The 21,815-nt window shown below is 69.9% G+C and carries 16 protein-coding genes; 10 read left to right on the forward strand and 6 right to left on the reverse strand.

Translation table 11 applies throughout. From position 1 onward, the window contains the following. Positions 1-58 precede the first annotated feature (58 nt). A complete protein-coding gene (locus IT184_05850) occupies positions 59-745 on the forward strand; it encodes a PorT family protein (GenBank protein ID MCC7008319.1) in 687 nt (228 codons plus the stop codon). Between the two features lie 259 nt (positions 746-1,004). Here IT184_05850 and arfB read toward each other — a convergent pair whose 3' ends face one another. The 4 genes from arfB to IT184_05870 form a co-directional block, all read right to left on the reverse strand. Next, positions 1,005-1,418 (reverse strand): aminoacyl-tRNA hydrolase, encoded by a 414-nt coding sequence (gene arfB, locus IT184_05855; protein MCC7008320.1) that lies wholly within the window; start codon positions 1,416-1,418, stop codon positions 1,005-1,007. A gap of 169 nt (positions 1,419-1,587) precedes the next feature. Then, the gene (gene carB, locus IT184_05860) at positions 1,588-4,833 is read right to left on the reverse strand and encodes a carbamoyl-phosphate synthase large subunit (protein MCC7008321.1); all 3,246 of its coding nucleotides are present in this window, start codon (positions 4,831-4,833) and stop codon (positions 1,588-1,590) included. Between the two features lie 15 nt (positions 4,834-4,848). After that, positions 4,849-5,970 (reverse strand): glutamine-hydrolyzing carbamoyl-phosphate synthase small subunit, encoded by a 1,122-nt coding sequence (gene carA, locus IT184_05865; protein ID MCC7008322.1) that lies wholly within the window; start codon positions 5,968-5,970, stop codon positions 4,849-4,851. A 15-nt stretch (positions 5,971-5,985) separates the two neighbouring features. Further along, entirely contained in the window at positions 5,986-7,695 is a 1,710-nt protein-coding gene (locus tag IT184_05870) for a PEGA domain-containing protein (protein ID MCC7008323.1), read from the reverse strand. A 103-nt stretch (positions 7,696-7,798) separates the two neighbouring features. On the opposite strand from IT184_05870, the gene bshC reads away from it, so the two are divergent. After that, positions 7,799-9,463 (forward strand): bacillithiol biosynthesis cysteine-adding enzyme BshC, encoded by a 1,665-nt coding sequence (bshC, locus tag IT184_05875; GenBank protein MCC7008324.1) that lies wholly within the window; start codon positions 7,799-7,801, stop codon positions 9,461-9,463. A 3-nt stretch (positions 9,464-9,466) separates the two neighbouring features. Here the strand turns inward: bshC and argH are convergent, their stop codons facing one another. Continuing rightward, positions 9,467-10,918 carry an argininosuccinate lyase gene (argH, locus tag IT184_05880; GenBank protein MCC7008325.1) on the reverse strand — a complete coding sequence of 484 codons (1,452 nt, stop codon included), beginning with the start codon at positions 10,916-10,918 and terminating at the stop codon, positions 9,467-9,469. Positions 10,919-11,055: 137 nt separating this feature from the next. On the opposite strand from argH, the gene IT184_05885 reads away from it, so the two are divergent. From IT184_05885 to IT184_05900, 4 genes are all read left to right on the forward strand, one after another. Beyond that, positions 11,056-13,371, forward strand: coding sequence for a PBP1A family penicillin-binding protein (locus tag IT184_05885; GenBank protein MCC7008326.1), 2,316 nt, complete (start codon positions 11,056-11,058; stop codon positions 13,369-13,371). Positions 13,372-13,462: 91 nt separating this feature from the next. After that, complete coding sequence (gene hrcA / locus IT184_05890; protein MCC7008327.1) at positions 13,463-14,497, forward strand: heat-inducible transcription repressor HrcA; 1,035 nt, start codon at positions 13,463-13,465, stop codon at positions 14,495-14,497. A 367-nt stretch (positions 14,498-14,864) separates the two neighbouring features. Then, positions 14,865-16,121, forward strand: coding sequence for a molecular chaperone DnaJ (gene dnaJ, locus IT184_05895; protein MCC7008328.1), 1,257 nt, complete (start codon positions 14,865-14,867; stop codon positions 16,119-16,121). Continuing rightward, positions 16,118-16,984 carry a 50S ribosomal protein L11 methyltransferase gene (locus IT184_05900; protein MCC7008329.1) on the forward strand — a complete coding sequence of 289 codons (867 nt, stop codon included), beginning with the start codon at positions 16,118-16,120 and terminating at the stop codon, positions 16,982-16,984. Before dnaJ ends, IT184_05900 begins: the two co-directional genes overlap by 4 nt. Before the next feature lie 106 nt (positions 16,985-17,090). Here IT184_05900 and IT184_05905 read toward each other — a convergent pair whose 3' ends face one another. After that, positions 17,091-17,816: a 16S rRNA (uracil(1498)-N(3))-methyltransferase gene (locus IT184_05905; GenBank protein MCC7008330.1), complete on the reverse strand. Its 726-nt coding sequence runs from the start codon at positions 17,814-17,816 to the stop codon at positions 17,091-17,093. A 37-nt stretch (positions 17,817-17,853) separates the two neighbouring features. On the opposite strand from IT184_05905, the gene IT184_05910 reads away from it, so the two are divergent. The 4 genes from IT184_05910 (at position 17,854) to IT184_05925 (ending at position 21,787) form a co-directional block, all read left to right on the forward strand. Continuing rightward, the gene (locus IT184_05910) at positions 17,854-18,843 is read left to right on the forward strand and encodes a serine/threonine protein kinase (GenBank protein ID MCC7008331.1); all 990 of its coding nucleotides are present in this window, start codon (positions 17,854-17,856) and stop codon (positions 18,841-18,843) included. A 97-nt stretch (positions 18,844-18,940) separates the two neighbouring features. Continuing rightward, complete coding sequence (locus tag IT184_05915) at positions 18,941-19,882, forward strand: branched-chain amino acid transaminase (protein ID MCC7008332.1); 942 nt, start codon at positions 18,941-18,943, stop codon at positions 19,880-19,882. Positions 19,883-20,120: 238 nt separating this feature from the next. After that, positions 20,121-21,254: a PilT/PilU family type 4a pilus ATPase gene (locus IT184_05920; protein MCC7008333.1), complete on the forward strand. Its 1,134-nt coding sequence runs from the start codon at positions 20,121-20,123 to the stop codon at positions 21,252-21,254. A gap of 110 nt (positions 21,255-21,364) precedes the next feature. After that, positions 21,365-21,787, forward strand: a complete 423-nt coding sequence (locus IT184_05925; protein MCC7008334.1) for a regulatory protein RecX — start codon at positions 21,365-21,367, stop codon at positions 21,785-21,787. Positions 21,788-21,815 lie beyond the last annotated feature (28 nt).

Raw genomic sequence — 21,815 nt, forward strand, 5'->3', positions numbered from 1 at the left:
TCCCCAAGGAGAAGCTATGCGTTCGAGTGTCAGGAATTTCCTGGGTGGAAGTGTGGCGGTGGCAGCCCTTCTCATCGGCGGTGCCACGTCTGCGCTCGCCCAGTCGGCGGATGAAACGACGCGCGTCGATTTCGACGCCACGCGCGCGGTGGCTCCAGCGGCCGCCGCGTTCACGCCGAAGCTGCGCGCCAACTTCCGGGCGCAGCAGCCCCAGCTCGGGCCGAGCGCGGAGGACCAGGGCATTTCGATCGGTGTCCTCGGCATGATCACTCGCACGTCGTTCAACACGGATGACGTGGGCGAGAACTTCGATCTGGACAGCAAGAGCGGATGGGGGGTTGGCCTGTGGGTCGGCGGCAACCGCAACGGCCGCGTGGGGTTCACCGGTGAGTTCATCTACCTCAAGCGCGGCGACGACGAGGGGCTCGAGACGACGGCGTTCCAGATTCCGGCGGTCTTCCACGTGAACTTCGGGTCGCGGAGCCGCAACAGCATCGGTGGCTACGTGGTGGTCGGGCCGAGCTTCACGCTCATCATGAACCAGAAGCTCTTCGGCGTGGACGTCGAAGACGATCAGTTCCGCGGCGCCGACATCGGCATCATCGGCGGCGCGGGCGTCGAGGTCTTCCGCATCGGCATCGAGGCGCGCGGCAATTGGGGCCTACGCAGCATCAGCAGCGCAGGCGACGTGGCCGACACGAAGACATTCACCTTCGAGCTGCTCGGCAAGTTCGCGTTCAACTAGGCTCACGGCTCAGGCTTACGCTTACGGGGCGGCGGGACGTTCTCCCGCCGCTTCTCACGTACGGTCCGCGATCGCACTCCCGGCGTCCCCCAACGACAGCCGCGCGCACACTGCGTTTCCAAGCTCGACGAGCGCGGGTCCTGTCGCCGGACCGCCCCACGTGGTGCTCGGCTCGACGCGCGTGATCACGCGCGTTGCCTGCGCGCCAAAGGGCACCTCCATCCGGCACCATTCCAGCCGCGGGAGTTCGAACGCAGTCTCAGTCCTCGGCTTTGATCTTCACGCGCGTGCGTTTCACTCCAGCGCGCTCGCGCTTCTTCTCGATGCGCCGTTCGCGCGAGGCCGCGGAGGGCTTCGTCGCGCGGCGCCGTTTCGGGGCGCGCGACGCCCGCTCGATCAGCGCCATGAGCCGCTCGCGCGCCGCCTCCCGATTCTTCGCCTGCGTCCGATGCTCATGCGCCTCGATCCGCACCTCATCGTCGGCAGTCAGCCGCGACCCCGCCAGCGTGCGCAGCCGCGCCTTCACCGCCTCTGGCAGATCGGCCGCTCCCACGCGGAAGCGCAGCTCGACCGCGGTCGCGACCTTGTTGACGTTCTGCCCGCCGGGGCCTGGGCTGCGGACGAACGATTCGTCGATGGCATTCGAGAATCTGAGAATTCGTTGCTTGGGCATCGCTTGAGACATCCGGCAACCCGATGGATTCGACGAGTGGCGCCGAACGCAGCATCGCACGAGTCGCGATGTCGTCGCCTCGCACGATCTCAGATCGTGCACCGAGTGGGAAGGGCCGGCGCAGATCCAGGAAGGCGCTGAGCGCGGCCCCCCGCCGCGCAGTGCCCAATCAGCTCCTGGCCATCTCCGCGTGATATTCCTGCAGCGACTTCACGGTGAAGCCCTCGTCGCGGAGCGCGCGGATGGCGCTGACGGCGGCGGCGGCGCCGGTGAGCGTGGTGATGGCGGGCACGCCCTGGAGCATCGCCACGCTGCGGACGGTGCGGTCGTCGAAGAACGACTCGCGGCCGAGCGGCGTGTTGATCACGAGCGAGATGCGGCGGTTCAGCAGCTCGTCCCCGACGTGGGGGCGCCCCTCGTTGATCTTGAAGACGATCCCGACGTCGAGCCCATGCGCCCGCAGGAAGGCGGCCGTACCGCGCGTCGCGACGAGCGAGAACCCGAGCGCCGCCAGCTCGCGCGCGATGGGGACGACGGCCGGCTTGTCGCTGTTGTTGACGCTGATGAAGGCCGTGCCGCTCTGGGGCAGACGCTGGCCGGCGCCGAGTTGCGCCTTCGCGAACGCGGACCCGAAGGTTTCGGCGCCGCCCATGACCTCGCCGGTCGACTTCATCTCGGGCCCGAGCAGCGTGTCGACGCCTGGGAACCGCACGAAGGGGAACACGGGCGTCTTGACGAAGGATCCCTTCACCTCGAGATCCTCGGTGAAGCCCTGCTCGGCGAGCGTCTGGCCGATCATGAGGTTGGCCGCCACCTTCGCCAGCGGCACGCCGGTCGCCTTCGAGAGATACGGCACGGTGCGCGATGCCCGCGGGTTCACCTCCAGCACGTAGACGACGTCGTCTTTCACCGCGAACTGGGCGTTCATCAGTCCGATGACGTTCAGCGCGCGGGCGATGCGACGCGTGTAGTCGCGGATGGTGGCGACGTGCGCGGGCGCGAGCTTGAACGGCGGCACGACACACGAGCTGTCGCCGGAGTGGATGCCGGCCTGCTCGATGTGCTCCATGATGCCGCCGATGATCACGCCGCCGGCCGCGTCGGCGAGCGCATCCACGTCGATCTCCGTCGCGTCCTCGAGGAACTTGTCGATGAGGACCGGGTGCTCCGGCGAGGCCTGCACGGCGTGGCGCATGTAGCGATCCAGCGCCGCCAGGTCGTACACGATCGCCATCGCCCGGCCGCCGAGCACGTACGACGGGCGGACGACGAGCGGGAAGCCGATGCGGAGCGCGACGTCGCGCGCTTCGTCGGCGGAGGTCGCCGTGCCGCTCGCCGCCTGCGGAATCCCGAGGTCCCACAGCAGCTTGGCGAAGCGCTCGCGATCCTCCGCGAGATCGATCGAGTCCGGCGACGTGCCGAGGATGCGGACGCCGGCGGCCTGGAGGCGGAGCGAGAGCTTGAGCGGCGTCTGGCCGCCGTACTGGACGACGCAGGCCACGTCGGCGCTGCCGGTCTTCTCCTTCTCGATCACCGCCATCACGTCCTCGAACGTGAGCGGCTCGAAGTACAGCCGATCGACGGTGTCGTAGTCGGTCGAGACGGTCTCGGGATTGCAGTTGATCATGACCGTCTCGTAGCCGCGGTCGCGCATCGCGAACGCCGCATGGCAGCAGCAGTAGTCGAACTCGATGCCCTGGCCGATCCGGTTCGGCCCGCTGCCGAGAATCACGACCTTGGCGCGGGTGCTCGGGTTCGCCTCGCACTGGTCCTCGAACGTGCCGTACATGTACGGCGTGTAGGACTCGAACTCCGCCGCGCACGTGTCGATGCGCTTGTAGGCGGCCACGAGCCCGCTCTCCTGGCGCCGCGCGCGGAGGCTGTCCTCGTCGATCCCGATCAGCCGGCTGAGGTCCGCGTCGGCGAACCCGGCGCGCTTGAGCTCGCGCAAGAGCACGTCCGAGAGATCGCGGAGCCCCACGGCCCGCGCCTCGCGCGCGAGCTCGACGATCTGCTGGAACTGGGTGAGGAACCAGGGGTCGATGCGGGTGATGCGATGGACCTCCTCCACGCTCCAGCCGCGGTCGAGCGCGCGAAACACCGCCCACATGCGGCGATCGGTGGGGATCGCGAGCGCCTGCTGCAGCGCGGCGGCGTCCTCGCCCGCCGCCTCTTCCTGGTCGAAGAGCGTGCCGGCCTTGCGGCCGTGCTCGAGCGACCGGAACGCCTTCAGGAACGCCTCCTTGAACGTCCGGCCCACCGCCATGGCTTCGCCGACCGACTTCATCTGCGTCGTGAGCGTGCGATCCGCCTGCGGGAACTTCTCGAACGCCCAGCGCGGCACCTTGACCACGACGTAGTCGATCGTCGGCTCGAAGGACGCGGGCGTCGTGCGGGTGATGTCGTTCTTGATCTCGTCGAGCCGGTAGCCGAGCGCCAGCTTCGCGGCGATCTTCGCGATCGGAAAGCCGGTGGCCTTCGACGCGAGCGCCGACGACCGCGACACGCGCGGGTTCATCTCGATCGCGACCATCCGGCCGTCGGCGGGGTTGACCGCGAACTGGATGTTCGACCCGCCGGTCTCGACGCCGACCCGCCGGATGATCCGCCGGGCGGCGTCGCGCATCCGCTGGTACTCCTTGTCGGTCAGCGTCAGCGCCGGCGCCACCGTGATGCTGTCGCCGGTGTGCACGCCCATCGGATCGATGTTCTCGATCGAGCAGATGACGACGAAGTTGTCCGCGCCGTCACGCATGACCTCGAGCTCGAATTCCTTCCAGCCGATCACCGACTCCTCGACGAGGATCTCGTGGACCGGGCTCATCGAGAGGCCGCGCTGGCAGATCTCGCGGAACTCCTCGATGTTGTAGGCGATGCCGCCGCCCACGCCGCCGAGCGTGAACGACGGCCGGATGATCAGCGGGAACCCCATGCGGTCGGCGGCGTCCATCGCCTGCTCGAGCGTCTTCGCGTACGCGCTGTCCGGCACCTCGACGCCAATCGAGCGCATGGCCTCCTTGAACTGCAGCCGGTCCTCGGCCACGCGGATGGCGTCGATCGAGGCCCCGATGAGCCTGACGCCGTACCGCTCGAGGACCCCGCGCTCGGCCAGGTCGATCGCGAGGTTCAGCGCGGTCTGGCCGCCCACGGTGGGCAGGATCGCGTCGGGCCGTTCCCTGGCGATGATCTTCTCGGCGACTTCGACCGTCAGCGGCTCGACGTAGGTCCGGTCGGCCGTCTCCGGGTCGGTCATGATCGTCGCCGGATTGCTGTTGATGAGCACGACCTCCAGCCCCTCGGCGCGCAGCGCTTTGCACGCCTGCGTCCCGGAGTAGTCGAACTCGCAAGCCTGCCCGATGACGATCGGGCCGGACCCGATCACCAGGATGCGTTTCAAGTCGGTACGTTTAGGCAAGGTCGATCGGAGCGGTTAGGCCCGCTTCTCCATCACGTCGATGAACTCGGCGAACAGGTAGTCGGCGTCGTGCGGCCCGGGCGCCGCTTCCGGATGGTACTGCACGCAGAACACGGGCCGCGACGTGTGCCGCAGGCCCTCGATCGTGCCGTCGTACAGGTTGAGGTGCGTGACCTCGACGTCGTGCGGGAGCGAGGCCGGGTCGACGGCGAAGCCATGGTTCTGCGACGTGATCTCCACCTGGCCGGTGCGCAGCTCCTTCACCGGGTGATTGCCGCCGCGATGCCCGAACTTCAGCTTGAACGTGCGTGCGCCCATGGCCAGCCCGAGGATCTGGTGGCCGAGGCAGATGCCGAACGTCGGCACCGACCGGTCCACGGCTTCGCGCGCGTTGGCAATCGCGTAATCGAGCACCGACGGATCTCCCGGACCGTTGCTGAAGAAGATCCCGTCCGGCCCCCACGCGAGCAGATCGCTCAGCGGCGCGGCGGCCGGAAACACGCGCACATCGCAGCCGTGCGCCGCGAACCGGCGCAGGATGTTCCATTTCATCCCGAGGTCGTAGGCCGCCACGCGCAGCCGCCGCTTGCCCCGGCGGCTCGGGACGACGGTGAACTCGCCTTCCTCCGGCGGCACGTAGTCGAACGGCTCGACGCAGCTCACGCCTTGGACCAGGTCGGCGCCCTCCATCTTCGGCAGCGCACGGGCACGCTCGACCAGCTCGTCCACGTCGCGCCGGCCGGTCGCGATGACGCCGCGCATCACGCCCGACGAGCGCAGCAGCCGCGTGAGCGCCCGCGTGTCGATGTCCGAGATCGCCACCACGCCGTTGCGCGTGAGGTACTCGCGCAGCGTGTGCTCGGATCGCCAGTTGCTCGCCACGGGCGATTCCGATCGCACGATGAATCCCGCCACCTGGATGCCGCGCGACTCCTCGTCCTCCTGCGTGATGCCGTAGTTGCCGATCTCGACCGACGTCATCGCGACGATCTGGCCGGCATAGGACGGATCGGTGAGCACTTCCTGATAGCCGGTCATGCTCGTGTTGAACACGACCTCGCCCCCGGTCTCGCCGGAGGCGCCGGCAGCGCGGCCGCGGTAGTGCGTGCCGTTTTCGAGCGCGAGAATGGCGTCCACGAACCCTGTGATCTCCTAGCGGGAAGTCGAACGGAGCATCGGCCTGAGCGAGGTCAGCGTCCCGGCGCTGACGCTCGCCTGACCCGTGTACGGCTGATAGCCTGCCAGTTCGAGTGTAACGGTGTAGGTGCCCGGCTTGAGCTGGGGGACGCGGAGCGGCGCGCGACCGAGGAACCGGCCGTCCACCAGCACACGCGCGCCGCGTGGCCGCGATCCGATGTCGAGGCCGCCGACCGTCGTCGACGCTGCCGGAACGCCCGGGCGCAGCGAGAACGACAGCTCCTGTTCCGGCGTCTCGGCCCCGAGCGTCACCTGCGCCACGCGCGGTGTGTAGCCGGACCGCGCCACCTGGACGAGATGCGTACCGAAGCCCGCGCTGACGAGCGCCGGCGTCTGGCCCGATCGGCGGCCGTCGATCGTCACGAGCGCACCGGACGGCACCGATCGGATCCACAAGCGGCCGGCCGACGCCGCCGAGACGACCTGCACATCGCCCGCCGGCGCAATCGGGGACCCGGACGCGTCGGCGACAACGACATCGGTCTGATCCACGCCAGCGTCCGGCGCCGGCACGGCGGCCACGCTCGACGCTCCGGACCGTACTGCGGGAAGCGGTCGTAGCGCGCGGACGGCGAGATGACCGCCCAGCGCACCGAGCAGCCCGAAGGCCGCGAGACCAGCCACGCTCGACCATCGGCGCGTCCGTCTCGGCGTGGCTGTCGGCGCCGCCACTGGCGGGATGATCCAGTCCGGCAACGCCTCCTCCACCGCACCGCGCGGCGCGGGCTCGGACGACGGTCTCGTCTCGACGGGCTCGCCCGGCGCCTCGTCCGGGCGATCGTGATGGGCGGCCCAGAAGTCGCCGGAGGCGTCGGCTGGCGCGTCTGCGATCGTCGAGAGCCGGGCTGCCGAGCCGAGACCGGCATGCTCGAGCGCCGCGACGAACGCGCGCGCCGTCGGATACCGGTCCGCCGGCGAGCCGGCGAGCACGTCCGCCAGCGCGCGCCGCAGCCTGACCCGGCGCTCGGGCGCGAGATCGGCGGCGAACTCGCCATCCTGCTCGCCTGGACCGAGCGGCCGGCGGCCCGTCAGGAACTCATGAGCGATGACGCCGAACGAGTAGAGATCGGCACGCCGATCCCACGCGCCGGTTGCGCGTTCGGGCGCGCTGTAGGGACGGCGCATCGGCGTCTCGACGCCGGCGGCCTCCAACGCGCGCACGACGCCGAACCCGACCACGGCGACCTGGCCGTCGGTGACGAAGACGTCGCGCGGGTGCAACGCGCCGTGCTCGAGACCCGCCGCGGCCGCCGCATCCAGCGCGTCGGCCAGCCGCGCGAGGATCGGCAGGACGTGCTCGGGCGGCGCGGGCGCCAGGAGGCGGATGACGACGTCGAGCGTGTCACCCGGCTGGTGTGCCATCACGATGAACGGCGTCGTGCCTTCGATGCCCGCGTCGAACGGCAGCACGACGGCCGAATCGGGCGCAACGCCCGCCGACAGCCGGCGCAACGCGTCGGCGACGCTGGTGATCCGGTCGGCCACCGGCGAGAGCTCGAAGGCTTTGACCGCGACGACGCGGTCGTGGCGAAGATCGAAAGCGCGAAAGACTGGTCCAAGAACGCCGCTGCCCGACTGGTGCAGCACGCGGTAGATGCCGAAGGTGGTCGGCGTGCTGGGGCTGGACGATTCTTCTATGGGCAGCGCGAAGCCTCCTGGAACCACTCAGGACCAGGCACATCCTAACATGCCGGTTCGAGCCGGCGGCCGGCGCCGCGGTCGCGTGTGGCGGGTGGAGCCGATGGTGGCTGTAGTAGATTCTGGCGTGATGTCCTCGGGATCAGACGCGGCAGCCACAGCGAACGCGATTCGCGCTTCGATCGATCTCCGGCGCTTTCCGTGGGTGCGGCCCCTCGTCAGCGTCTACGCGACCGAGTTCGAACGCGTCGCGCCGTTGTTCGCCGGCGATCCTGCGCAGCCCGCCGCCTGGCGCGACAGGATCGCGCGCGTCGCGCCCGCGGCACGCCATCGTGCCCTCATGGCCGACGTCCTCTCGCGCCAGCTCGGCCACCGTGACGCGCCGCGAGCGGCGAGAGCGCAGGTGGACGTCCTCGCCTCGCCGCAGTCGGTCGCCATCGTCACCGGCCAGCAGGCGGGGCTGTTCGGCGGACCGCTCTACACGGTGCTCAAGGCCGTCACCGCCATCCAGCTCGCCCGCAGGATCCAGCAGGAGCATGGCGTGCCGACGGTGCCGGTCTTCTGGGTCGACGCCGAAGACCACGACTGGGACGAGATCCGGAGCGCCGCGCTCCTCGATCGCGAGCTGAACCCGGCCTCCGTCTCGCTCGAGAGCCTCACCGGCGCCGGATCGCAGCCGGTGGCCGCCCTTCGCCTCGACCATCGCATCCAAAGCACGATCGACGCGCTGACCGAAGCCCTGCCACCATCGGAGTTCACGGCCGACGTCGTCGCGATCCTCGGCCGGCGCTATCGCGCGGGCGTCAGCGTATCGACGGCGTTCGCAGGCTTGCTGGACGACCTGCTCGGCCATCACGGCCTGGTCGTGTACGAGTCCGCCGATCCGTTGGCGAAACCGGCGGTCGCGGACCTCTTCGCGTCCGAGCTGTCGGCACCGGGCCGGACGTCGGAGCTCGTCCGTGCCGCGGGCGATCGCCTGCGCGCGCTCGGACACGAGCCGCAGGTGGAGCCCGCGCCCGACGGTGTGAACCTCTTCTACCTCGGCGCCGACGGCCGCGCGGCGATTCGCCGCCGCGACGGCCAGTACTTCGTGGGCGACGGGCTTGCGCGGTCCGCCGACGAGCTCGCCGCGGAAGCGAAGGCGCACCCCGAGCGTTTCAGCCCGAACGTCATCCTGCGCCCGCTCGTGCAGGACCGGCTGTTTCCGACCATCTGTTACGTCGCAGGCCCGGCCGAGCTGGCCTACCAAGCGCAGCTCGGCGACGTGTACCGGACGTTCGGCATCGAAGCTCCTCTTCTACATTCCCGCGCCACGGCCACGCTGCTCGACTCGGCGGCGGCCAAGTTCCTCGACCGCTACGACGTGCCGTTCGAGGCCTTCCAGGTGCAGGACGACCTGGCCCTCAACCGCCTGCTCGAACGGCAGTTGCCGCCGGAGATCGAGCGCATCTTCGCCGAAACCGAGCAGCAGCTCGACGAACGCGTCGGAGCGCTCAGAGCGATCGTGCCTGCGGTGGACCCCACGCTGACGGGCGCGGCGGACACGACGCTCGAGAAGATCAGGGACACGCTCCGCCACCTGCAGACGAAGATCGTGCAGGCGAGCAAGCGGAAGGACGACACGCTCCGGCGGCAGTTCACGCGGACGCGCGCGCTGCTCTTCCCCGGCGGCCACCCGCAGGAGCGCGTGCTCAACGTGGCGTTCTTCGCGAACCGCTACGGGCTCAGGTTCGCCGACCGGCTGGTCGACGTCGTGCCCGCCGACACGAGCCGGCATCACCTCATCGTCTTGTAGCGATCACAGCGTCGCCGCGGCGTCACGGCGCTGCCGCTCGGCCTCGGCGAGCGCCTGGCGCGAGCCGCGCACCACGGCCTCGTCGCGTTCGGCCAGATCCCGGCTCGCCGCGAGCGCCGTCGTCACGACGTCGGGCGCCGGGCCGCCGAGCGTCCTCCGCACGCCGACGAATCGGACGGGACTCAGGATCTCGGTGAGCTCGGCGTCGCTGATGGCGATCGCGTGCCCCAGCTCGCGCGCGATGTGCGCGAGTAGCCTCGCGTCGGGCGTGGCGCCGGCGTCGCGGACCGCCTGGACGTAGCGGCTCACGATCCGGTGCGCGTCGCCGAACGGCAGGCCGTGGTCGCGCACGAGCGCGTCGGCCAGCTCCGTGACCGTGATCCATCCCTGACCGGCGCGCTCGCGCAGCATCCCGACGTCGACGGTGACGCGAGGCGTCGTCACCGCCACGAGCTCGACGGCCCGGAGCGCATCCCGAAATGCGCCGGCCACGAGCGGCTGCAGATCGTCTTCGGTGTCCACGATGTCGCCGAACGGCGTGTTGTGAACGACCTGTGCGACGGCCGCGAGCTGGCCGAGCGCCTTCGACGACAACGCGCGCGCGTGCTCGAAGGCCACGGGATTCCGCTTCTGCGGCATGATGCTGCTGATCTGCACGAACTCGTCCGGCAGCCGGAGGTAGCCGAACTCGGCCGTGGACCAGAGCAGCAGGTCCTGCACGAACCGGCCGAGCCCGACGAGCAGCACGGATGCGGCCGCCGTGCTCTCGATCACGTAGTCGATGCTCGCGATGCTGCCGTAGGTGTTGCCGGTCGGGCCGGCGAACCCGAGCAGCTCGCTCGTGCGATGCCGATCGATCGGAAACCCCGTGCCCGTGATCGCGCAGGCGCCGAGCGGGTTCCGATTGACGGTGTCGTAGGCCGCGGTCAGGCGCCGGCCATCACGCTCGAGCTGCTCCACCACCGCCAAGAGGTAGTGCGCGAGGGTGGTCGCTTGCGCCGGTTGCGTGTGAGTGTGAGCCGGCATCACGGTCGCCACGTGCGGCTGGGCGAGCGTCAGCAACGCCTTGCGCAGCGCGATCGCGGCATCGGCCAGATCGAGCAGCCACTCGCGCAATCGCATGCGGTAGAGCGTCATGTCGACGTCGTTGCGGCTGCGCGCCGTGTGGAGCCGGCCGCCGGCCGCCTCGCCGGCGCCACCGACGATCAGGCGATTGACGTAGAAGAAGAGGTCCTCGCAGGTGCCGTCGTACGCGGCGCGCCCCAGCGCGTCGGCATCGATCGCGTCGAGCGCGCCACGGATCGCCCTCGCGTCACCCGTCGAGACCAGCCCCTGCTCGTGCAGCATGATCAGATGGGCGTAGTGAATGGCAAGGAGCGGGCGGATGAACAGCGCCTTGGCGTCCTCGAAGTTCTCGTTCAGGACCAGGCGGACGTAATCCGGCGAAAACGGCACGGGAATCCCCGGCGAACGGTATGCGGCGTCACCCCGGCTGTCAAGGCGGGGCTCTTGCCTTACACTGGCCTGTCGTGCCCTCGCCTTCTCCCCGCCGCGCCGCGACCCGACGGAGGACGCCGTCCGCTCGCGCGCGCGTGCGCCTGCTCCTCACGCCGCCCTTCCAGCCTCGGGTGAAATGGGCGCTCGTCGGGATTGGCGCGGTCGGCCTCGTCGCCGTCTCCGTGCTTGGCTATCTCTGGTACTCGTACGGCCACCAGATCGACGCCAGGCTCGCCGGCGAGCAACGGCCCGTCCCGCGCATCTTCGGGCGGCCGCTCGAGCTCAGTCCTGGGCAGAGCCTGTCGCAGGCCCAGCTCGTCCAGCGGCTGAACGACCTCGGCTACGCGCAGCGCGCCAAGGCCGCCGCGCCGGGCGAGTTCGAGGTCGCGGCGGCGTCCGTCGTCATCGCTCCGCTCGCGCCCGAGACGACGAGCTCCCGGCTGCTGCGTGCGGACTTCGGGCGGGCGACGTCGCCGGTCCTGTCGCGTCTGTCGATCGTCGGCGGGCGGGCGGTCGATCGCGTGACGCTGGACGCGCCGCTCATCGCGGCCCTCGCGCCAGGTGAGCGCCGGCGCTACGTGCCGCTCGCCAGCATCCCGCGCCACATGATCGACGCCGTGCTGGCGATCGAGGATCACCGGTTCTACGACCATCCGGGCGTCGATCCGATCGGCGCGCTCGGCGCGGTGTGGACGAACCTTCGGGGCAACCGGCCGTATCTGGTCGGCGGCAGCACGATCACGCAGCAGGTCATCAAGAACACGCTGCTCACGCCCGCCAAGACGTACCGCCGGAAGCTGCAAGAGCAGTTCATGGCGCTCGTCCTCGAGTCGCGCTTCACCAAGGACCAGATTCTCGAGCTGTACCTCAACGACGTCGTCCTCGGCCAGCGTGGGCCGTTCGAGATTCGCGGCGTGTCCGAGGCCGCCCGCGTCTTCTTCGCGAAGGACATCCGGAACGTCACGCTGGCCGAGGCGGCGACCATCGCCGGGATCATCCAGTCGCCGAGCCGGCTGTCGCCGTCGCGCAACCCCGATCGCGCCCGCGAGCGGCGCAACGTCGTGCTCCAGCAGATGCAGGAGTTCGGCGTGGCGACCGAGGCGGAAGTCGAGCGGGCGCGCAAGGAGCCGCTCGTCGTCTGGAACCGCGGCTTCGAGAACGAAGCGCCCTACTTCGTGGACTACGTGAGCAAGCTCGTCGACGAGAAGTACGCCGGGCTGCTCAAGAAGGACGCCGCGGTGGACGTGTACACGACGCTCGACCTGCAGTTGCAGCGCATCGCGCAGGAAGCCGTCGGCGCCGGCCTGACGCAGGTGGACAAGATGCTCGCCGGCCGCAAGCGGCAAGGCAAGGCGCAAGCCGCTCTCGTGGCCGTCGACCCGCGCACCGGCGAGATCCTCGCCTTCGTCGGCGGCCGGTCCTACACCGAGTCGCAGTACAACCGCGTCGTCGCGGCGCGCCGCCAGCCGGGCTCGATCTTCAAGCCGTTCGTCTACCTCGCGGCATTCGAACATGCCGCGGCGGAGGGGCGCAGCGACGTGACGCCTGCAACCGTCGTGGTGGACGAGCCGACGACGTTCAAGGACGGCGACAACGAGTACACGCCCGGCAACTTCCAGGGCGAGTACGACGGGCCGACCACGCTGCGGCATGCGCTCGCGCACTCGCGGAACATCGTGGCGATCAAGGTCGCCGAGGCCGCCGGCTACGATCAGGTGGCGAACCTCTGGAACCGGACGAAGGTCGGCGGCGACGCGAAGCCCTATCCGTCGATTGCGCTCGGCGTGTTCGAGGCCACGCCGCTCGAGATGGCCGAGGCCTACACGCTCTTCACGAACGGCGGACAGGTGCGGCCGCTCCGCGCCGTGAGCCGGATCCTCGAGAACGGCAGCACTCGGCGGATTCCGCCGGCGGCGGCGCGCGAGGTCGCGCGGCCGGACACGACCTACCTCGTCGTGAACATGATGCGCAGCGTCCTCAACGAGGGCACGGGCGCTGGCGCGCGCAGCGCCGGCTTCACGGCCGACGCGGCGGGCAAGACCGGCACGACCAACGATCTGCGCGATGCGTGGTTCATCGGCTTCACGCCGGAGCTGCTCACGGCGGTCTGGGTGGGGTTCGACAACAACCAACCGATCGGCCTCGGCGGCGCGCAGGCCGCGCTGCCGATCTGGACCGCGTTCATGAAACGGGCCCTCGCCGGCCGCGAGGGGCCGGCGTTCGACGTCCCGCCGGGGGTCGAGTTCGTCTCGGTCGACGCCAGCACCGGCCAGCTCGCCACCCCCGCATGTCCCAAGGTCATCCAGGAAGCCTTCCTTGCCGGCACCGCGCCCACCAAGAGCTGCGAGCTGCACGGCGAGCACGGGATCGCGGGCTTCTTCTCCCGCCTCGGCGCGCTCTTCGGCCGCTGAAGGTGCGCCGGCAGGACCGGCCTGGGCCGCGCGACGCCTTTTGCTATACTCTTTCGTCAGTTAGCAGTCTCGCCTGGAGAGTGCTAAGCCTATGACCACGCGGCAGTTTCGGATTCTCGCGACGCTCGTGAACGCCTACGTCGAGGACGGCGAGCCCGTGTCGTCGGGGTGGGTCGCCGAACATTGTGCGTTGGGCCTGTCGCCCGCCACGGTCCGCAGCATCCTCGCCGGTCTCGAAGAGCAGGGGCTCGTCCGGCAGCCTCACACCTCCGCCGGACGCATTCCGACCGATCTCGGGTATCGCCTGTACGTGGACTCGCTGCTCGAGTCGCGGCGCCGCGCGCGGCCGGCCAGCGACGTCGAAGCCAGGCTGCGGCGCTCAGGAACCGTCAGCGACCTGCTCGAGACCGCCTCGCAGGAGCTGTCGCGCGCCTCGCATCAGATCGGTTTCGCGCTGGCGCCGGCCAACGCCGGCGCGCGGCTCCAGCATCTCGACTTCGTGCCGCTCGACGGCACGCGCGTGCTCGTGATCATCGTGGCGGTCGGCGGCGTCATCACCCAGAAAGTCATCGACACCGAGGAGCGATATTCGTCGACGACGCTCTCGCAGGCAGCCAACTACGTCAACAGCGAGTTCGCCGGCCGCACCCTGCACGAAGTGCGGGAAGCGATCCTGCAGCGCCTGCGCGAAGAGCGGCAGCTCTACGACGAGCTCGTCCGCCGGGCGCTGACGCTCGCGCGGTCTGGCCTCGACCAGGTGGAACCGCCCGAGCTGCTGTACGTGCAGGGCGCCTCCTACCTCGTGGACGGCCTGGCGGGCGATGGCGAGGATCGCCAGCGGACGCTCGAGACGCTGCGGCTCTTGCTGCACATGATCGAGGAGAAACACCAGCTCGTCGATCTCTTGACGCGATCGATCGACGCGGGCGGCATCACGGTCGTGATCGGATCCGAGCACCGCTCACCCGATCTGCGGCCGTTCAGCCTCGTCGCGTCCACGTTCCAGGACGGCGATCGCCTCGGGACCGTCGGCGTCATCGGGCCGACGCGCATGCGCTATCAACGCGCGATCTCGGTGGTCGACGTCATTTCCCGGGCTGTCGAGCGTGTGCTCGAAGGCCCCTAGCACCATCCATCATGTCCAGTGAAGAATTTGCCGGGAGCAACGGCGCCGCGGCGTCGTCGGACGACACGCTGCGCCGCGAGCGCGACGATCTCTACGATCGGCTGCTCCGCACGTCGGCGGAGTTCGACAACTACCGCAAGCGCACGGACCGCGAGCGTCGAGAGCTCGCCGAAACGGCGGGCCAGGACGTCATCCGCGATCTGCTGCCGATCGTCGACGACCTCGAGCGCGCGCTCGCCGTGCCGCCCGAACCCGGCGCCGAACGCTATCGTGAGGGCGTCGAGCTGATTCGCCGTCAGCTCCTGGACCTCATGCGCCGTCGCGGCGTCGAGCCGCTCGACGTCGTCGGCAAGCCGTTCGATCCGGCATGGCACGAAGCGCTCGCGAGCGAGCCGGCCGGCGGCCGGCCCGACGGCGAAGTCACGGCGGAAGTCCGGCGCGGCTACCGGATGGGATCGCGCCTCCTCCGGCCGGCGATGGTGAAGGTGGCGAAAGCGTGAGCCGGCGCGACTACTACGAAATCCTCGGGGTCGCACGGGACGCGTCGGAGCAGGAGATCAAGAGCGCCTACCGGAAGCTGGCGCTCAAGAACCATCCCGACCGCAACCCCGGCGACAAGCAGGCCGAGGAGCGATTCAAGGAAGCGGCCGAAGCGTACGCCGTCCTGGGCGACCGGGAGAAGCGCGCGCGCTACGACCAGTTCGGCCACGCCGGCGTGTCCGGTTCCGGCCCTCAGGGCCCGGGGTTCAATCCCGACATCTTCGCGGACTTCTCCGACATCCTCGGCGACTTCTTCGGGTTCGGCGCGGGCGGGCGGCGGGCGGGTCCGGCTCGCGGCGCCGATTTGCGCTTCGATCTCGAGATCTCGTTCGAGGAGTCGTTCAGCGGAACCGAGACGACGATTCAGATTCCGCGCGACGAGCCGTGCGATCAGTGCCACGGCACGCGTGCGGCGAAGGGTACGACGCCCGAAACCTGTCCGCACTGCCGCGGCACCGGCCAGCTCCGCTTCCAGCAGGGGTTTCTCGTCGTCGCCCGGCCGTGCGCGGCCTGCGGCGCGACCGGACAGATCGTCAAGCAACCGTGCCCGGGATGCCGCGGCACCGGGCAGATCGCTCGCGAGCGCCGCGTGACGGTGCGGATTCCGGCCGGCATCGACGATGGCCAGCGGTTGCGCCTGCACGGCGAGGGCGAACACGGCGCGCTCGGCGGTCCGACCGGCGACCTCTACGTCGTCGTGCACGTGCGGCCGCACGCGGTGTTCAGGCGTGACGGCGATGACCTCTACGTCGAGGTCCCCGTGCCCTATCCGACCATGGCGCTCGGCGGATCGTTCAAGGTGGACGGTCCGGCCGGGCCGCTGACCGTCGACATCCCGGCCGGCACGCCGAGCGGCGCGATGATCAGCTTCCGCGGCAAGGGCATGCCGAGCGTGACCGGCCGCGGCAAGGGCACGTTCCACGTCCGCGCGGTGGTCGAGGTTCCGAGGCGGCTCACCAAAGAGCAGAAGAAGCTCGTCGATCAACTCGGCCAGACGATGACGGTCGAGCAGATCGCCGCGACGCCGCCAGGCGGCGACACCGAGAAACCGTTCTTCGAGAAGGTCAAGGATCTCTTCGGGTGAGCCGGGATCATCCCGCCTTGGAGGTGCGCTGGCCGGCGCATCCCGATCCGGAGATCGTGGAGTGCCTGCTCGCCGACGTCGACGAAGCGATGCCGACGGCGATCGAAGAGCTGACCGACGGCATCCGCCTCTTCTTCGCGGAGCCGTCGCACCGCGATCGCGCCGCGGCGCTCGTCGCCGACGCGCACCCGGCGCTGACCTGCGGCGTCGTGACGGTCAACGACGAGGACTGGGCGGCGCGCAGCCAGTCGGCGCTCGGCGCCGTCCAGGTCGGCAGTCTCGTCGTCGCGCCGCCGTGGGCGCGTGAAGCGGCGGAACGCGACCGCGACGATCGGATCGTGATCGTCATCCAGCCCTCGATGGGATTCGGCACCGGCCACCACGCATCGACCCGCCTCGTCCTCGCGCTGTTGCAGCGGATGACCCTCGCCGGAAGGGCCATGCTCGACGTCGGTACCGGCTCCGGGGTCCTGGCGATCGCCGGATGGAAGTGCGGCGCTCGGCCCGTTACGGGGATCGATTACGACGACGATGCGTTGACGTCGGCGCGGGAGAACCTCGCGCTCAACGATGCGGAGGCGATCCAGCTCGAACGCGTCGACCTCGCGACCGCACACGATCTCGACGCCTTCGACGTCGTCACCGCCAACCTGACCGGCGCGATGATCCAACGACACGCGCCCCGGCTCGCGCGCTGGCTCACCCCGGGCGGCACGCTCCTCGCGAGCGGATTCCAGGCCGACGAGGAGATGCAGGTCTCGGCCGGCCTCGCCCGGGCGGGCCTGGCCGTCGTTCATCGCGCGGAGGAAGAGGGCTGGGTGGCCGTCGAGGCCGTGCGCGCTGCAGCGCCGGCGATTCTCTGAACCAGCCCGCGGCGCCACGGTGACGGGCATGCACCGCGGCGACGCTCCTTCGAGCGCAGGATTCGACCCGCTCACCACGTTGACGTGATGACGCGGGCCGCGCCGCTCAGCGCCAACCCCACGCAGACCACAGCAGGCTGAGCGCGACCGTGGGCGCGAGCTCGGCTCGGAGCGTGCGCGGTCCGAGATCGAGCAGCGTCGCGCCGACGCCGCGGCACTGCTCCACTTCCTCTTCGGACCATCCGCCTTCAGGGCCGGTGAGCAGGAGCGCGCTCGACGGACGATCCGTCGTCGCGAGCGGCGCGCCGCCGCCGCGCGCCGGTTCGACGCAGCAGATCACCCTGCGCGCGTCTGCCACGGTGCGTCTGACGAGCGCGGCCAGTTCGACGGGCGGTTCGATCGACGGCACGACGGCGCGCCCACACTGCTTCGCAGCGGCGATGGCGACACGCTGCCAGCGCTCCACCGACCGCTGCTCGCGGGCGCGGGGCGGCAGCGCCACGTGCGACGAGACCACCGGCACGATCGCCGACACGCCGAGCGCCGTCGCATCGCGGACGACGGCGTCCATCCGATCGCCCTTGAGCAGGCCGCTGCCAAGCGTCACCGTGACCGGCGGCTCGGCCACCGCGGCACGCTCGGCCTCGAGGGCCACGCTCGCGCCGCCCCGCGCGACCGACGCGAGATGGCCGGCCCACTCGCGTCCTCGTCCGTCGAAGACCAGCACGGGATCACCGGGCTGCAGCCGCAGCACGCGCGTCACGTGATGCGCCTCGCCCGCCGGCAACGACACGATCGGCGGCGCGGCCTCCGGCACGTACAGGCGAATCATGGGCAGATTCTGAATCAAGTCGGTATACTTTGCCGCGATGTTCCGCGGGCAGTCGCTCGGCAAGTACCGACTGATCGAGCCGCTCGGCAGCGGCGGCTTCGGCACCGTCTATCTCGCGGAAGACACCTGGATCGACAAACGCGTCGCCATCAAGGTGCCGCACAAGCAGAACCTGGACTTCGGCGAGCTGCTGCGCGAGCCGCGCCTGCTCGCCTCGCTCAGCCATCCCAACATCGTGAGCGTCACGACGGCCGAGAAGCAGGAGGGCGTGTTCTTCATCGTCATGGAGTACGTCCCCGGCGAGACGCTGGAGACGATGATCCTCGAGCAGGGCGCGCTCGAACTGGGCACGGCGCTCGACTACACGTGCCAGATCCTCAACGCCGTCGAGCACGCGCATGCCCAGGGGGTGATCCATCGCGATCTCCGCCCTGCGAACGTGTTCGTGACCGAGCGCGGGCTCCTGAAGGTCGGCGACTTCGGCACGTCGCGGTTCCTCGAGATCGCCGCGCACGGGACGACCGTGATCGGCAGCCCGCCGTACATGGCGCCCGAGCAGTTCGAGGGACGGGCCGTGTTCGCCTCCGACCTCTACTCGCTCGGCGTGACGATGTATCAGATGCTGACGGGCGTGCTGCCGTACGACACGCCCGCGCCGGGCGATCTCGAGAAGCTGCGCCGGGGCGAGCTCGTCAGCCGGCCGCGCACGATCGTGCCCTCGATTCCGCAGGCGATCGAAGACATCGTCATGCGCGCGCTCGAGGGGGCCGTGTCCCAGCGCTACCAGCGCGCGGAGGAACTGCTCCACGACATCCTCGCCGCGCGGCGCGACGTCAGCCGTCCGACCCCTCGACAGACGCCGGTCGCCGCCGGTGGCAGGGTCGCTGCGCCGCGGCCGGTGATGGCGCGCCCCGTCACACCGCGCCACCGTACGCGTGAGCTGGCGGTCGGCCGCTTCTGCTGGCAGTGCCGCAAGCCGCTGCCGGTGCGCGGCGGCCGCTGCCCGTTCTGCGGGGAAACGCAGTAAGGCTGATAAGATCGCCTTTTCCGGCACGCGCACGCCATCCGGATGCCCGGCGCCCGGACATGGCGGCACAGCGCGACGACTTCTTCAGGAGACAGCGATGGCCTTCGATGGCACCGGCAAGGTGTGGATGAACGGGAAGCTCGTGGAGTGGGCGAACGCCACCATTCACGTCGCCTCCCACGTCGTCCACTACGGCTCGGCCGTCTTCGAAGGCGCACGCTGCTACAGAACTCCGAGAGGATCGGCGTTCTTCCGCCTCGACGCGCACATGCGCCGGCTGTACGACTCCGCGAAGATCTATCGGATGGACTACGGCATCGATCGCGAGGCGATGACCCAGGGGGTCGTCGACGTCGTCCAGGCCAACGCGCTCGAAGCCTGCTACATCCGGCCGATCATCTATCGCGGCTACAAAGAGCTCGGCGTGAATCCGCGCAACTGTCCGGTGGACGGCGCGGTTCTCGTGTGGGAGTGGGGCGCCTATCTCGGTCCGGAGGCGCTCGAGCAGGGCGTGGACGTGTGCGTCAGCTCCTGGGCGCGCAGCGCGCCGAACACCTTCCCCGCGATGGCCAAGTCCGCCGCCAACTACGCGAACTCGCAGCTCATCAAGATGGAGGCCATGCTCGGCGGGTTCTCCGAGGGCATCGCGCTCGATCCGGAGGGTCACGTGAGCGAAGGCAGCGGGCAGAACCTGTTCCTCGTCCGCGACGAGATCGTGTACACGCCGCCCGTGTCGGCGTCCGTGCTGCCCGGGATCACGCGCGACAGCGTCATCACGCTGGCGCAGGATGCGGGGTTCGAGGTGCGCGAGCAGGATCTGCCCCGCGAGATGCTGTACATCGCCGACGAGCTGTTCTTCACCGGCACCGCGGCGGAGATCACGCCCATCCGAACGGTCGACCGGATCCAGATCGGCAGCGGCCGGCGCGGCCCCGTCACCACGGTGCTGCAGAACGCCTTCTTCGACTACGTGAACGGCGCCGTGCCTGACACCCACGACTGGCTCCAGTTGGTCGAGATCCCGACGCGGCAGCGATAGATCGGCGCGGCGCCGGCGGCGAATTCTGTCAGCCGATGACAGGATCGTTACGGGCTGAGCGCGGCGGGACTCCGGTGACCAGTGCGTTGAGGCGCCGCGCTGCCGCCGGGCTTCGACGCCGCCTTCTCCGGAATCAGGCCGCGCGCGCCGGCGCGCGACGTCGACGCCGCTCGCGCCAACGGCAGGCAGGCAACTTGCAGGAGTGCAGTCGCGCCCGGACCACGGGCCCTCGTACGCCATGACTTTCGATCAGCTCATCGCCGCCGCCAGCGCCAGCCGCGCTTCCGACATCCACCTGCGCGCCGGGCACGCCCCGCTCGTCCGGCTGAACGGCGTGCTGCAGCGCTGGTCGTCGGTCGCGCCGCTGACGCCCGGCCACCTCGAGGCGATCGCCTCCCGTTTGCTGCCGCCCATCCACCAGGAGCGGCTCCAGACCAAGCTCGAAGTCGACGTGGCGTGGCAGGCCCCGGGCAACGTGCGCGTCCGGGCGAGCGTCTTCCGGCAGCGCGGCACGATCGCCGTGTCGATGCGTCTCATCCCCGAGAAGATCCCGCCGATCGAACAGCTCGGTCTGCCCTCGGCCGTCGTCAAGCTCGCGCAAGAGACGCGGGGACTCGTGCTCGTGACCGGCGTCACGGGCAGCGGCAAGAGCACGACGCTCGCCGCGCTCATCGATCTCATCAACCGCACGCGTGCCGAGCACGTGCTGACGATCGAAGATCCCATCGAGTTCGTCCACAAGGACGCCAGAGCGGTCGTGACGCAGCGCGAGATCGGCTTCGACACGCCGTCCTACGCGTCGGGCCTCCGGGCCGCCCTGCGGCAGGATCCCGACGTCATCCTCATCGGTGAAATGCGAGATCAGGAGACGATCGAGACGGCGCTCGTCGCGGCCGAGACCGGCCACCTCGTGTTCTCGACGCTCCACACGCTCGACGCCCCCGAAACGATCAACCGCATCGTCGCGGTCTTCCCGCCGCACCAGCAGGATCAGATCCGCACCCAGCTCGCCCGCGTGCTGCGCGCGGCCGTCTCGCAGCGTCTGCTGCCCCGTGCCGACGGGCAGGGCCGGGTGCTGGCCGCCGAGGTGCTCGTGTCCACGCCCTACATCCGCGACTGCATCGTGGATCGCGACAAGACGTCGCTCATCGCCGACGCGATCGTCGCCGGCGGCTCCGAGTACGGCATGCAGAGCTTCGATCAGGCAATCCTGGGCCTCTGTCAGCAGCAGCTCGTGACCGTCGAGGAAGCCGAACGCTGGGTGACGAACGTTGAAGAGTTCCGCATGCGGCTCCGGGGCATCACGCCGGGCACGGCGGCTGCCGTCGCCATGGGCAGCATGACCGGCAGCCTGCAGCGCTTCGGGGCCTGATGCTGACGCGCTCGCGGCGCCGGGCAACGCGCGCTCGCGCGACGGGCGCACACGAACCGCCGTCCTCCCTCACGCCATTGGACAACCCGCGGCTCTCCGCCTTGCGGCTCTTGGGCCGCCGTGACCTAACGGCCGCGGAGCTGACCGCGAAGCTGACGGACCAGGGCTATGCGCCCTCCGACGTCACGGACGTCGTCCAGCGGCTGATCGACGAGCACGCCGTCGACGATCGGCGCACTGCCGCGGCGTATGCGGAAACGGCCGCGCGTATCAAAGGGCGGGGCCGGCTGCGCATCCGTCGCGAGTTGGAGGCGCGCGGCATCAGTCGAAGCGTGATCGAGGATGTCCTCCGTCAGGCGGCGCCGGCCGACGATGAGCTCGCCGCCATCAGGCAGTACCTCACCCGGAAGCGCTTGACCGAGCGCTCGTCGCCCGCCGAGCGCCGGCGCGTCTTCCAGCAATTGCTCCGCCGTGGGTTCCCTCCAGAGACCATTCGCAAGGTGCTTCGCGACGAGCCCGACGCCGACGACTGAGCCCGGCCGCATCCGCGCTTTCGCTAAA

Source organism: Acidobacteriota bacterium (genome assembly GCA_020853395.1).
Lineage (GTDB): Bacteria > Acidobacteriota > Vicinamibacteria > Vicinamibacterales > SCN-69-37 > JADYYY01.